The 13,698-nt window shown below is 37.1% G+C and carries 14 protein-coding genes; 9 read left to right on the forward strand and 5 right to left on the reverse strand.

What is annotated here, in order from left to right; all coding sequences use genetic code 11:
• Positions 1–13 precede the first annotated feature (13 nt).
• The 4 genes from aroD to F7888_RS18060 all read left to right on the forward strand — a co-directional run bounded on the left by aroD (position 14) and on the right by F7888_RS18060 (position 5,512).
• Positions 14–772 carry a type I 3-dehydroquinate dehydratase gene (gene aroD, locus F7888_RS18045; protein WP_191781919.1) on the forward strand — a complete coding sequence of 253 codons (759 nt, stop codon included), beginning with the start codon at positions 14–16 and terminating at the stop codon, positions 770–772.
• A gap of 614 nt (positions 773–1,386) precedes the next feature.
• A complete protein-coding gene (locus F7888_RS18050; protein WP_318246318.1) occupies positions 1,387–2,646 on the forward strand; it encodes a coiled-coil domain-containing protein in 1,260 nt (419 codons plus the stop codon).
• 369 nt (positions 2,647–3,015) lie between these two features.
• Positions 3,016–4,500, forward strand: coding sequence for a DHA2 family efflux MFS transporter permease subunit (locus F7888_RS18055; protein ID WP_191781923.1), 1,485 nt, complete (start codon positions 3,016–3,018; stop codon positions 4,498–4,500).
• A 124-nt stretch (positions 4,501–4,624) separates the two neighbouring features.
• The gene (locus tag F7888_RS18060) at positions 4,625–5,512 is read left to right on the forward strand and encodes a foldase protein PrsA (RefSeq protein WP_225228875.1); all 888 of its coding nucleotides are present in this window, start codon (positions 4,625–4,627) and stop codon (positions 5,510–5,512) included.
• Positions 5,513–5,557: 45 nt separating this feature from the next.
• Here F7888_RS18060 and F7888_RS22865 read toward each other — a convergent pair whose 3' ends face one another.
• The 3 genes from F7888_RS22865 to F7888_RS18070 all read right to left on the reverse strand — a co-directional run bounded on the left by F7888_RS22865 (position 5,558) and on the right by F7888_RS18070 (position 7,905).
• The gene (locus F7888_RS22865) at positions 5,558–5,686 is read right to left on the reverse strand and encodes a hypothetical protein (RefSeq protein WP_263601214.1); all 129 of its coding nucleotides are present in this window, start codon (positions 5,684–5,686) and stop codon (positions 5,558–5,560) included.
• A 119-nt stretch (positions 5,687–5,805) separates the two neighbouring features.
• Positions 5,806–6,672, reverse strand: a complete 867-nt coding sequence (locus tag F7888_RS18065; RefSeq protein ID WP_191781925.1) for a TetR/AcrR family transcriptional regulator — start codon at positions 6,670–6,672, stop codon at positions 5,806–5,808.
• 126 nt (positions 6,673–6,798) lie between these two features.
• On the reverse strand, positions 6,799–7,905 hold the full coding sequence (locus F7888_RS18070; protein ID WP_191781927.1) for an AI-2E family transporter: 1,107 nt from the start codon (positions 7,903–7,905) through the stop codon (positions 6,799–6,801).
• Positions 7,906–8,074: 169 nt separating this feature from the next.
• Between F7888_RS18070 and F7888_RS18075 the strand changes: the two genes are divergently transcribed.
• A complete protein-coding gene (locus tag F7888_RS18075; RefSeq protein WP_191781929.1) occupies positions 8,075–8,803 on the forward strand; it encodes a YwmB family TATA-box binding protein in 729 nt (242 codons plus the stop codon).
• 35 nt (positions 8,804–8,838) lie between these two features.
• On the opposite strand, the gene F7888_RS18080 is transcribed toward F7888_RS18075, so the two are convergent.
• Together F7888_RS18080 and F7888_RS18085 are read right to left on the reverse strand one after the other, a co-directional pair.
• Positions 8,839–10,443 (reverse strand): MDR family MFS transporter, encoded by a 1,605-nt coding sequence (locus tag F7888_RS18080; protein WP_191781930.1) that lies wholly within the window; start codon positions 10,441–10,443, stop codon positions 8,839–8,841.
• A 37-nt stretch (positions 10,444–10,480) separates the two neighbouring features.
• The gene (locus F7888_RS18085) at positions 10,481–10,909 is read right to left on the reverse strand and encodes a MarR family winged helix-turn-helix transcriptional regulator (RefSeq protein ID WP_191781932.1); all 429 of its coding nucleotides are present in this window, start codon (positions 10,907–10,909) and stop codon (positions 10,481–10,483) included.
• Positions 10,910–11,119: 210 nt separating this feature from the next.
• Here F7888_RS18085 and F7888_RS18090 point away from each other — a divergent pair, with 210 nt between their 5' ends.
• The 4 genes from F7888_RS18090 (at position 11,120) to F7888_RS18105 (ending at position 13,497) form a co-directional block, all read left to right on the forward strand.
• Positions 11,120–11,680, forward strand: coding sequence for a TVP38/TMEM64 family protein (locus tag F7888_RS18090; RefSeq protein ID WP_191781934.1), 561 nt, complete (start codon positions 11,120–11,122; stop codon positions 11,678–11,680).
• 30 nt (positions 11,681–11,710) lie between these two features.
• Positions 11,711–12,340, forward strand: a complete 630-nt coding sequence (locus F7888_RS18095; protein WP_191781936.1) for an NAD(P)/FAD-dependent oxidoreductase — start codon at positions 11,711–11,713, stop codon at positions 12,338–12,340.
• A 135-nt stretch (positions 12,341–12,475) separates the two neighbouring features.
• Positions 12,476–12,826, forward strand: coding sequence for an ArsR/SmtB family transcription factor (locus F7888_RS18100; protein WP_225228876.1), 351 nt, complete (start codon positions 12,476–12,478; stop codon positions 12,824–12,826).
• Positions 12,827–13,155: 329 nt separating this feature from the next.
• Positions 13,156–13,497: a metal-sensitive transcriptional regulator gene (locus F7888_RS18105; protein ID WP_191781938.1), complete on the forward strand. Its 342-nt coding sequence runs from the start codon at positions 13,156–13,158 to the stop codon at positions 13,495–13,497.
• Positions 13,498–13,698 lie beyond the last annotated feature (201 nt).

Consider the following 13,698-nt stretch of genomic DNA (forward strand, 5'->3'; position numbering starts at 1 on the left):
AAGGTGAGAGTTTTTGACGCTACATATAAAGGGACTATCGATTGGGGAGGGTGCGCCTAAAATCTGTGTGCCACTGGTTGGGCGTACAAGCGAAGAATTAATTGAGGAAGCTATTGAATTACAGAACCTTGACTTTGACCTTGTTGAATGGCGAGTAGATTTCTTTCAACATGTAGATGATGTCGACCGAGTGACCTCAGCACTTCACGAAATCCGTAAGATTCTAATAGACAAGCCACTTGTTTTTACCTTTCGAAGTGCAAAAGAGGGAGGAGAAAGGGAAATTAGTGCCCGTTCCTATTTCGAGTTAAACAAAGCAATCGCTGAAACCAAATTGGTAGATATGATCGATGTAGAGTTGTTTACTGAAGAGGCGATGGTGAAGGAATTAGTTGAAATCGCACACGTAAACAATGTCTATGTCATTATTTCAAATCATGATTTTCAACAAACACCATCCAAAGAAGAGATTATTTCAAGACTGCGAAAAGCGCAGGACATAGGTGGGGATGTACCGAAGATTGCCGTCATGCCACAAACAGAGCGAGATGTTTTGACCTTACTTGATGCAACCTTAACGATGAAAGAACAATATGCAGACCGACCAATTATTACAATGTCCATGGCTGGCAAAGGAGTCATTAGCCGCCTGTCAGGAGAAATCTTTGGATCTGCCGTCACATTTGGAGCAGCCAAGAAACCCTCTGCTCCAGGACAAGTAGAAGTGTCTGAGTTACGAAATGTCTTAACTCTATTACATAAAAGTTTATAGAAAATAATTGAAAGGAGCCAAATGGGTTCCTTTTTTATTTGGGCTGATTTCACAAAGAGTGTTTCAGGCAAAAAATATTGAAAGTGATGTAACTAGCAGCTTGAATACACGTAGACTCCCGTGGGATGCGTGACTAAAGTGAGACCCCACGGAGCATTGCGACGAGGAGGCTCACCAGTCACCCCACAGGACGCGGAGTGTATTCAGGCTGCGGCTTTTAAAGCAACAATTAGATACGAAATCAAACTTGTATTACAAAGAGTTACAATTTTTGCGCTTGTTTAACATACATACAAACTTTTTTAAGATACTAAAAAAGAAGACTCGAGTCTATCAAGTAGGTTATTATAAAACCTAGATGTAAAATTTGAATAATATTTGAACTTATTCCTAATATGACATTTTGTATTATAACTGTAATATTTCGATAACAATTTTGTCTTATTATGATGATATACTACTAATTGTGGAAAAACTTAGATTATTTTCGGAAAATATGCAATAATAGACAAGGAAACGGATTCATAGATTAATAGATGTTTTGATAGATTACATAAAAAGACCAATAAATGAAAAAAGAAATTGACATAATACTAGGGAAAGTAGGGGGAAGTGTGTTCAAGAAGAAATTGATCGTACTAAACACAGTAATCGTTCTCGGTTTAAGTTCATTTACAATCCCAGCAGTCTATGCAGAAACTGCTACAGAAATTAAGGAAGAGCGGAAGGCGATTCAGGCTGAGCTTAATGAAGCTGTTAAAGAACTAACAAAGATTCAAGTGGAATTAGATCAGCTAAATGAGCAATTTCAAAAAGTAGAGAAAGCAATCGCAGATAATAACAAAATGATCTCGGATACTAAGAAAGAGATTAAAGCAGCTGAGCTTGAAATCAAAGAATTAGAAGAAGAAATGGCAATTCTTCAAGAAAACATCGATCAACGTTTCAATATTCTAAAGGAACGTGCAGTGACACTTCAGCAATCTGGAGGAAGTGTTAGTTACCTAGAAGTATTAGCTGGATCAACTAGCTTCAATGATTTCATTGATCGTGTCTTCGCAGTTGTAACCATTGCTCAGTCAGATGCTGATCTTTTGAATCAACAAAAAGCAGATCAAGAGGAGCTGCAAGAAAAACAGACCGTGGTCGAGAAAAAGCTTGGAGATTTAACGAACAAAAAAGTTGAACTAGAAGGAATGCAGGAGCAGATTCTAGAACAGAAAAAGAATAATGATAAGCTAAAGAAGGATCTTAAAGCAAAAGAAAAAGAGAGCCAAAGCTTCATGGCTGAGTTACAGGCAAAGGATCGTGAGCTTGCAAACAAAGCACTAAGCATTCAACAAAGTCAAAGAAATGTGGCTAATAGTACAGCACAGGTGTCTGGTGGGTCAGCAAATGACCAGAATACTAGCTCATCTAAAGTAACGAATGTGACAACGAGTGAAAAAGTAAATGGTGTTTTCTCAAATAGTAGCTCTAGTGGAAATAAGAGCTTAAACGAAGCGATTGCAGATTCATATAAGTACATAGGAAACTCTGTGTATGTCTTTGCTGGTGGAAGAAATGCATATGATATTGCGAATGGTCGCTTTGATTGCTCAGGATTTGTCTCTTATGTATTTTCTCAAGCAGGAATCAGAGTTGGAGGAAGTACGGATTCATTGAAGTATGCAGGCAAACAGGTATCTACAAGTGATATGCGATATGGAGATCTTGTCTTTTTTGATACATATAAAAGAGATGGTCATGTAGGTATTTATGTAGGTAACGGGAAGTTTATCGGCTCCCAAAACTCAACAGGAGTTGCGATTGCTGATATGACTTCTGGCTATTGGAAACAAAAATTTAACGGACGAGTAGTTCGTGTTCAGTAATAGAAAGTGTCCCATGGAAATGGGGCATTTTTTTATGAGGTTTTCAGCATGTTTTTCATTGAGTTAATTGATCTAAGAGTGGAAAGAAATATCTAGCAGCCTGAATGCACGTAGACTCCTGCGGGATACGTGACCAAAAGTGAGACCCCGCAGGAACGCAGTGACGAGGAGGCTCACCTGGCACCCGCCGGACGCGGAGTGTATTTAGGCTGCGGAATTAAATGTAATATAATAATAAGGCAAAAGCTAATTAATATAGTGCAAGCAAATAACTTTATTCTTTTTTGATTATGAAATATATTTAAAGTTATGTTTCATAATAAAGAGGTAACAATGTAGTATGTTGTTTGAAGACAAGGGGGAGTATTAATGAATGCATCAGGTAGTGCTGTAGGGCAAATTGATGTAAAAAATATAAAGCGTGCACCGATCATGATTTCGTTAATCATTGGTGCGTTTTTTGCGATTTTAAATGAAACGTTATTAAATGTCGCATTCACTGATTTAATTAGCGAGTTTCAGGTTGAGGCTTCCACAATTCAATGGCTAGCAACTGGCTTTATGTTAGTTGTAGGTATTCTAGTACCGGTAACAGCCTTGCTTACGGGGTGGTTCACAACGAGACAAATGTTTATCGGTGCGATGGTCGTGTTTACAATTGGTACAATCATTTGTGGAATCGCACCAAACTTTTCAACATTACTGATTGGGCGTCTGATTCAAGCTGGTGGTACTGGCTTGTTAATGCCAGTCATGATGAATACAATCCTATTAATTTATCCACCACACAAACGTGGGGGAGCAATGGGAACGATCGGATTAGTTATTATGTTTGCACCAGCAATTGGGCCAACACTTTCAGGAGTTATTCTTGAAGCACTTAATTGGCGTTGGTTATTTTTCATTGTATTACCATTTGCTATCTTTTCAATCGTCTTTGCAAGTATTTATTTAAAGAACGTATCTGAGGTGACGAAGCCAAAGGTTGATTATATCTCAGTTATCTTATCAACATTAGGATTTGGTGGAATTGTCTTTGGTTTTAGTAGTGCGGGAGAGGGAAGTGCTGGATGGACTCACCCTGAAGTCTACATAGCGGTCATTGTCGGGATTGTTTCATTGATTCTATTTGTCATACGACAACTGAAATTAGAAGAACCAATGCTTGATGTTCGAGTATTTAAGTATCCGATGTTTGCGATAACGGCTGTTTTACTTATTATTACAATGATGGCATTATTCTCTACCATCATTCTCTTACCAATGCTATTGAGAAGTGGGTTAGCATTTACAGCCTTTATGACAGGGCTTGCGCTGCTACCTGGCGGACTGATTAATGGTTTAATATCTCCAATTACAGGTCGCCTTTTTGATAAATTTGGACCAAGAAAGCTTGTTATTCCGGGAACAATTATATTAGTCATTATTATGTGGTTCTTTTCGAATGTATCAAAAGATACGTCAATCTTCACATTTATCGTGTTACACACTTCCTTATCAATTGGAATTGCGATGATCATGATGCCAACTCAAACGAATGCGTTAAATGAGCTGACTAGAAAACACTATTCACATGGTACAGCCATTCTAAATACATTACAACAAGTCGCAGCTGCGATTGGAGTTGCTCTCTTTATTAGCATCATGTCTTCGGGGCAATCTAGATATTTAAGTGGTGTAAGTGACCCATCATCTGCTGATGAGGTAGCAAATTCAATGATTGCAGGTGTACAAACAGCCTTTACGGTTGGCTTAGTATTTGCCGTCATTGGCTTGATTCTAGCTCTCTTCATTAAGAGAACAGTCGCTCCAGATTATGAAGAAAGCGAACCAGTTCAGAAACCATTACATTAAGATGAAGATTCCCTATAAGGGGGTCTTTTTTTTGCGCATTTAATAGCTTAGACAAGTTTTGTTAATAGTTTGTTCATATTTACAGGGTAAGATTAAACGTATGTTAATGATAGAAGGGAAGTATATGATGCTAAAAGAGTTAAGGAAACGGAAAGTATATTTATCGATTATCACAGTGCTTGTAATTGGAATCATTGTGAGTGCATTTTTTATGAAAAGAGAGGTTGTAGCAAGCGTTGCTGGTTCTTCCATCACAAAGGCTGAACTATCAGCTGAATTGCTAGAGCAGTATGGGAGCACCGTTCTAGATACGATGATTACAACTAAATTAATTGAGCTTGAGGCAGAAAAACAAAAAATAACAGTGTCAAGTGATGAAATAGAAGAAGAAATGCAGACATTGATCAATTCATACGGTGGAGAAGAGGCATTTAACTCTGTATTAGCATCGAGTGGTGCTTCAATCGGTGCACTTAGACAAGACGTGAAATCCTATCTTCTTACAGAAAAGCTCTTAAAAGAAAGAATTACGATTACTGAGGAAGAAATGACAACATATTTTGAAGAAAACAAGGACAGCTATGCCCAGGAAGAACAAATTGAAGCGAGTCATATATTAGTCGATGATGAGGATACAGCAAACGAAGTACTGGCCAAGTTAAATGAAGGTGGAGACTTTGCAGAGTTAGCTGAAGAATATTCTACAGACGAGTCAAACGCTAGTATGGGTGGAGAGTTAGGCTATTTTGGGAAAGGTAAAATGGTTGAGGAATTTGAAAATGTCGCATTTGAATTAGAGATTGATACATTGAGTGAGCCAGTGAAGACAGAGTTTGGTTATCACATTATTAAAGTAACTGATAAGAAGGAAGCAAAAGAAGCTAATTTTGAGGATAGTAAAGAACTAGTAGAGCAGGCCATCTTAGAAGAAAGAATGAGTACTGAATATTCAAGTCTTTTAAGTGAATTAGAAGAGGCGTATACGATTGAAACATTTTTAGGCAATAATTAAGAAAATAAGTAATGAGGGGTTCGTTCAGTTGGCGGCCCCTCATTTTTAGTGTAGGAGTTGATGCTTCTTAATGATTTGTGCATTGACTCCTTGTTCCTTTAATTTCTTGACGATTTCAGTGATACTTGGTTTCTTTTTAGCTTTGTCAGTTTGTTTGGGAATGTCCTTATTCATGTCGATCCCTCGCTTTTTTGAAAAATGACTAACTGGTCATAATTAGTATACTGTTTTAATGACTACTAGGTCAATTGGACAAAAATAAAAACGCTCAAAATATGAACGTTTTGTGAAGGTTATATTTTAACATCATACAAAGCCGCAATTTCTTTTCGATAGTTGTCGAGTTGCGGGTGTGATGTGAAATTGGATAGCATTCCTTGTATGACCGGTAGTCTAGGAGATTCCTTATTAATTTCTGCTTCTAGCACCTCAAGTGATACGAGTAAATCATCATTTGCATCAATTGTGCCAATCTGCTTGCGTAATTGTGTAAGAAGCTTATCTATTGTAGGTTCTTCATTAAGAAGAGCGTTCTTTGTTTTTGCCATAATGGATTCAATACGCTCAGTAGACATTAAGGGTTTATCCGCTGTAATCCCCTGCGCGATATCATCTAATCGTTTAAGTATGAAATGAATAATTTCAGATGTTTGGAACTGACTTTGACCAAATAATAAAAGTCGGATATAAGAATGTAATAATCCATCAAGAATCATTGATAAATCCCATAAGTAACGCTCGATATTTTTCCCATAGATGGATTTAATTCGATCTTGATAAAAGTCATGTGATTCTTCATGCATTTTTAAAATAAAAGCCTTCACTGCATCATTAATTGGAATGGCTTGTTCTCTAGATTGCATAATAAAAAATTCCTTATGTTCAAGAAATGAATTTAACAATGCAATCAGTTCTTGTGCGAATTTTTCTTTAGGTTCTAAAGAAGAATCCTGATTCTTGAAAATAGAAGATTGTAGCTTTTCATAATAATATTCGAGAATAGCAAGCATTAATGCGTCTTTTGATTTGAAATGTAGATAGAAAGCGCCTTTTGAAATACCGCTTTCGGCTGCAATTTCTTGAATGGATGTAGTTGTATAGCCTTTTTGCGCAAATAATTTAATCGCAGTTTCAATGATGACTTTATCTTTTTCCTTCATGTTAGTCACCTCCTTAATTGGAGTAGTTATGACCGAGTGGTCATAAAAAGTATAGAGTTACTTACTCATTAAGTCAAATGGAAAGGGGCTGCATGTTAGAGTTCTCCACGTACAGCCCCACCTTTGTTATTCTTTTAAAATGATATCTTCTTTATACTTTCTTTGTAATCTTATAAGACGAACAACATGTAACACGACTGCTTTTAAGACGGCATAAGTAGGTACGGCAATAATCATTCCGATGATACCGCCAAAGCTTCCTGCTCCAATTAATAGTAAGATGATCGTTAGCGGATGTGTATTTAATCGTTTTCCAATAATTAATGGTGATAGGACATTTCCATCAAGCTGTTGAACAATCAATACAACAATAGCTGCAACAATTGCTTTTGTTGGTGAATCAAGTAAGCCTACGATAATGGCTGGTGCTGCGCCAATAAATGGCCCAACATATGGAATGATATTGGTCACTGCCACAATAATCCCAAGCACAAGTGCATACTTTAAATCAATGATCAAATAACCAATAAAACAGCCTGTCCCGACCACAAGGGAAACAATGACTTGACCTTGAATGTAGGTTGAAACAGTTTCATAAAGATCTTTTAAAATAACAAGTCCTTCACTACGTAATGACGTAGGAAAGAATTTAATAGCAGTGTCGGAAAAGCGATGACCGTCCTTTAACATATAAAATAGAATAAACGGTACAGTAATAATAATTAGCGTTATATTAGTGACGACACCTAATACCTGTCCTACACTTGCTGCAATATTATCTGGAATCGTTTGGACAAAGTTAAGAAAGCCCTGTTCAATTTGATTAATAGAAACATATTCCTGAGTCATTACCCAAGTAAACCAGGATTCAGTCGATAGGTCATTTGCAAATTCTTGGATGGCTCTTGCGTACCTTGGTGCATTTCGGATAAAGTCAGCAATCTGTTCAGACACAATTGGCCCAACAATGGATCCAAGTGAAATTAGTAGACTGATAAACAATAAATAAAGAATCAGAATGGCAACTGTTCGAGGTACTTTCCCTCTTTCTATCAATTTAACGATCGGGTTAAAAATGAAAAATAGAATACCAGCGATCATAATTGGCAAAAAGAGAGTAGAACTAAAAACAATAATGGGTTGAAACAAGAAAGACACCTTTGAACCTACATAAACAATAAGTAGGATAAATAAAAGTTGAAGTGTCCAAAAATGCAGCTTCGATTTGCTCAATTTCCTTCCTCCTAATAGTGGAAAATCTTCCATACATATTTATTCCCATTATACCGTTTATTAATCGTTATTTAATGATAATCTTTCAAAATCTTATAAAATATGAATTTTATTTTCTATGTATAATTCCTCGTATTCTTGTCTATTCTTGTTAAAGAGGTGAGGGGATATGAAACAATTCTTTTCAATAAGTCTGTCAATATCAATTCTATTTGGATTTTATCAGCATGTATTTGGAAATGAACAATACGAAACATTACATACATTAATGACAATGGCAGAGGACAATGCAGTCGAAGTAAATCAATGGACAATCTACAGTAGAGGTCATATTGAATATGTAGAAGGTCAAACAGAGATGAACATGTATTTTGAACAAATCATCAAAGATTATCCGGAATTTAGCTGGCAGCAGGAAGAAGAGAAAGTTGATCATCATTATGTCATCACTGGAATGAAGGAAAATGAAAAGATAGGAATAAAGGAGAAATTAATAATTACTGCCTATCCTTATCAAGGGCAATATGAAATCAATCGGTCAAATGAAATAACGGGAACAGCATGGACAGATGAGCAACAATCGTATGTAACTAATGAATATAGTGATTTGTTTTCAGGAAGCGAAATGTTCTATACGATTAGAGGAAAAGCGTTGAAAGATGACATTAAACTAGAAGAAAAGGCTAATCGACTTATCGAAAGCGTTGATGGAAAAATCATTGAAGGACTGTCTGAAAGGGAGTTTATCTCGATTTCTGCTTTTTCTAATAACATTGAGTCACAGACCATGACAAACGGCAAGGACGAAATGAACCTTCAATTAGGTATGAGAACAACTGAAGCATCATCAACGATTGAAGTAACAATCGGAACACCAATCATTACGACTGAATATTAAAAGGATGGGGGAGACCCATCCTTTTTTGTGGTAAATCAAGAGTCTGATGGAGTCTTCTCTGGATCCTCGTTTGACTGACGTAGTGGAATCTCTTTTAAGAAGATTGTTAAGATGATTCCAGCTGCCACGATTAATCCACCAATTAAGAATACTCCTGTTAAGGCGTAGCTTAAGGATTCTCTTAGCATCATAACAAGTTGATCAAACATCATTTGTAGTTGTTCTGGAAGGCTTGCTTGGATTTCGGCAAGTTGATCTGGATCCATCAATACTTGAGGATTTTGCAATCGCTCAAGGTTTGCAGCAACAGCAGGATCTACATTTGCCATTCCATCCATACTTACACCTGATTCACTAGCTAAATCCTCCATTTTGGTTTGCATTCGAGTTGCCATAATCGTTCCCATAATCGCAACACCAACTGTACCACCAATTTGGCGGAATAGCTGAGAAGAGGCAGTTGCGACACCCAGCAGCTTTTGCTCTACAGCATTTTGGATCGTTAAAGTAAACACTGGGAAGCTAATTCCTAATCCAGTACCAACAATAATCATATGAATGACGGCATTTAGGTTTGTTGAGTTCGTACCCATGAAGGTCATTGAAATCATCCCTGCAGCCATGATAATCAAACCAAGTAAGGCCATTTTTTTATATTTTCCAGTTTTAGTAATGATCGATCCACCAACTGCACTAGCAATCACCATGCTTAATGTCATTGGCATCATCACTAGCCCTGAAGCTGTAGCTGAGGTTCCGATGACACCTTGGACGAAGAAAGGCATATACATAATCGCTCCAAACATTCCGGCTCCTTGTAGGAATCCAATACTGTTTGAGAGGGTGAAAATACTATTATTAAATAAATGAAGTGGTAAGACAGGACTCTTTGCTTTTCGCTCCACAAAAATAAAAATGAGTAGTGCGACTATTGTTCCTACAAATAATCCGATGATTTCTAGTGAAGCCCACGCATATTGTGAACCTCCCCATGAAAAGGCAAGCAGTAATGGAATAATCGTTAAGGTTAAAAATAATGACCCCATATAGTCAACCGGTTCTCGTTCCCTTCGATCAGATGCTGGAAACATCATTAGAATCATGATAAAGGCAATGACTCCGACAGGAAGGAACACCCAGAAAATCCAGTGCCAGTCTGCATTATCTACAATCCAACCACCTAAGGTTGGACCAAAAACACTCGCTAGACCAAAAACTCCACTCATGATTCCTTGCCAACGACCACGTTCACGTGGCGCAAATAAATCACCAACAGCAGTAAATGCGGTAGACATAATCATCCCACCACCAAGACCTTGAATCGCACGATATGCAATAAGCTGCCCAATCGTGTCAGACATCCCTGCTAAAAACGAACCGACACTAAATACCCCAATCCCAATTAAGATAAAAGGCTTTCGTCCATAAATATCAGAAAGCTTTCCAACAAGAATGGCAGTTATACTTGATGCCAGCATGTAAATAGTGAACACCCAGCTGAAATACTCCATTCCACCTAGTTCAGCGATAATCCTTGGTAATGCTGTTCCGACAATCGTTTGATTCAATGCTGCAAAAAGCATGGCAGCCATAATAGCAATCATAATAATGACTTTTTTCTTTTGATCTAAATGTTCCATAGTATCCTCCTATCTTTCATTCATGAAACGATGTAGCTTACTCGCTTATTGCTGATATCCTTTTAAATAAAGTAATTAATTGCTGAAGCTCTTCATCTGATAACTGATTAAATCTAGTGTGTAGAAATTCGCGTTTGCGTTCCTCTAATCGATTCACTAAGTCAATTCCTGTTTCAGTGATAATGATTTGAACGACACGGCGGTCAGTAAGTGAACGTTCACGTGAAATGAGCTGTTTCTTGACCAAGTTATCGGTCACATTTGTGATATGACTAGCGGAAACATGGAATTCTTTAGAAATACTTGATGCAATCTGTGGACCAGACTGTGCTAGAAATTTAAGAATCGCAAATTCATTACTTGTGATTTCATTCTTAAATAATTCATTGATCTCCTGTCTCATTTTTCTAATAGAAAAACGAAATTGTTTCTCCACTTCATCGATTAATTCATTCCTGGAAAGCATGAAGTATATCCTCCTATTTTACCTTTGATACGAAAAATGAAATATTTATATAGATAATAGTTAACTAAGTTAACTAAATGGATTATAATGAATCATCTTCTCATAAGTCAAGACATCGGCTTCATGCGAGAATGTGAAAAAATCCAACTATCTATTATAATTGTCATAATCGAGGTTGTAATTCTCATTATTTTTTGTTGGAGGGAACGAATGCAAGAGAGTGTGATTGAATTTTTGCTTTTATATGAACAAGTGGCTATTGCGATTAGTATTTGTATAAATCTGTTGATTAGTATTTTTGGTGTGATTCCTAGTTTTTTTCTCACGGCTGCTAATCTAATTGTGTTCGGGTTTTGGGAAGGAATGCTAGTCTCCTTTATAGGTGAATCCCTTGGTGCTGGTCTTTCTTTTTGGATTTACCGTAAAGGCTTGAAGAGAGTTGTTGTCCAGAAGATTGAACGCTACAAATGGGTGTCAAAGCTATTAAAGCTTCGTGGGAAGGATGCTTTTGGTACAATTATGATGTTAAGGCTGCTTCCATTTGTTCCCTCAGGTGTAATCACATTTGCTGCAGCAATGGGAGAAGTGAGTGGAATGATCTTCTTTATGGCAAGCTCGATTGGGAAAATTCCTGCACTAGTGATCGAAGCGTATTCAGTGTATCATGTCACTAAGTGGACAACTGAAGGGAAGTTCATTCTCACTGTAATAGCTTGTTTTGGACTTATTCTTATGATCGTTTCAAGAAAGAAATCTAGACAGACTTTTTAATGAAAGATGATAAAAAAGGGGTATGGAAAGATGGATGTAAACGAGAAAACAATCAAAGTTGCTGTAAATGCAGGTATAGGATTTGGGGCTAAATTAACAGCACCTCAGCTTATTACTCTGGCTAAGTATATTAAAGAAGACAGTGAAGTCGAATTAACAACTTTCCAACAGTTATATATTGAAGTTCTAGAGAGTCAACTTGAACATGTCAAAGCTGAATTTGAAAAAGTGGGATTGGTGACGTACCCAGTTGGTCCCTATGTGAAAAGTCTTCGTACCTGTGGTTTTTGCAAAGGTGCAGAAGAAGAAGGAATGCCTGTTGCGATAGAGCTTAATAAACGAATTGCGGGGAGAGTTGTGCCTTGGCCACTTCGTCCAGCTTATACCGGCTGTCGAAATGCTTGTGGAGAACCGCTTATCAATGATATTGGTGTCATCAAAGTGCAGAATCATTATGATGTATATATAGGTGGGAAAGCTACTGGAGAGAACGCAAGAACCGCGATGAAATTTAGAGAAAGCCTTAGTCCAGAAGAGCTATTCGAAACAGTTGATCGACTTCTAGACGTATACAAGGAACACGGAAAACGCCGTGAAGCCTTTTGGAAATTCATTAACCGATTTGGCATTGAGAATCTACAAAACGAGATAGGTGCTTAATAATTATAGCGATTCCTCTTTGGAGAGGGTCGTTTTTTTTTATCGAATAGATTTCACTATTTGAAAAATAAATTTTTGTATAATACAATTAAATTAATCAAAAAAAATAGATATAACGAAATGGTGGTGACGGAGTTGAATACACGTCCAATTATCGAAGAATCTAACCTTTCACTTGAAGCTACATTTGAGAAATATGAATTGAAATTTAAAGCATTAGCAGATAAAAAAAGGCTTAAAATCATGAATGAGATTGTGAACAAAGGAAATGTTTGTGTTTGTGATCTATCCGAAATCATGGAGATGCCACAATCAAAGCTATCCTATCATTTGAAAATCCTCTTAGACGCAGGGCTAGTCAATAAAATGACTAAGGGTACCTGGAGTTATTACGAATTAAATCAAAAGGAAGTCAATCATCTCTTATCTGAAGAACTCTGCTGTCTGTTTCGCACAGATGAAGATCAAAAAGATGAATGTTGTTAAACTTCGGTCAATTTACTAGAGTTAGATATTTTTAATGAAATTTAAAATAAGCATGAATTGACGGAGACTTCTTTGGGATTGGTGGTAAGTGAGACGTGAGCTGGAGCAAGGAGAAAAGTAACCTCAGCTGTCACCGCACAGGACGCGGAGTGTATTAATGCTGCGGATTTATAAAAAACAATCTAGAGATAGAAAGTGAACATGTCTTTTTCTATCTCTTTTTTTGTTTGGAAAGAATAATTTGTAATAATTGTGACAACATAAACTAATGGCTTTACATACAGTAGGGGGGTATGGTAAATTGAATTTAATGAGAAGGGGGTTTGAAGATGAGTGAAGAGAATATTTTGAATGAAGAGCTTTCAGAAGATTGTTGTTCTCCCCATCATGAAAGAAAAAGTCACCACTCTGAAACGACAAAGAAGAACCTAGTGAGTCGATTAAATCGAATCGAAGGCCAGATTCGTGGGGTTAAAGGGCTCATTGAAAAGGATACGTATTGTGACGATGTCATTACACAAATTTCTGCGATCCAATCCGCTTTAAATAGTGTGAGCAAAATTTTACTCGAAGGCCACCTAAAAGGCTGTGTCTTAGATCGTATTCAAGAAGGCGATATGGAAGTCCTTGATGAAGTACTAGTTACAGTTCATAAATTAATGAAAAAATAAGGCTGCTTTCAAAGTTTTTTGTTTCTGGAAAGTGGCACCCCACCGGGCGCGGAGTGTATTCAGCCTGCGGAATTAAAAGTAATAACAATTTCACTAGTGTTGCATAAATAGTGTCATAATTTTCAGTTTACTCACCTTCCCTGTTTAGAGGCAAAAAAGTAAATACCCAATCAAAGGTGGCCCCATCCATTTGGAAATTTA

Origin of the sequence: Litchfieldia stipae (assembly GCF_014837155.1) — a bacterium.
In the GTDB taxonomy this organism is placed as follows: Bacteria; Bacillota; Bacilli; order Bacillales; family Bacillaceae_L; genus Litchfieldia.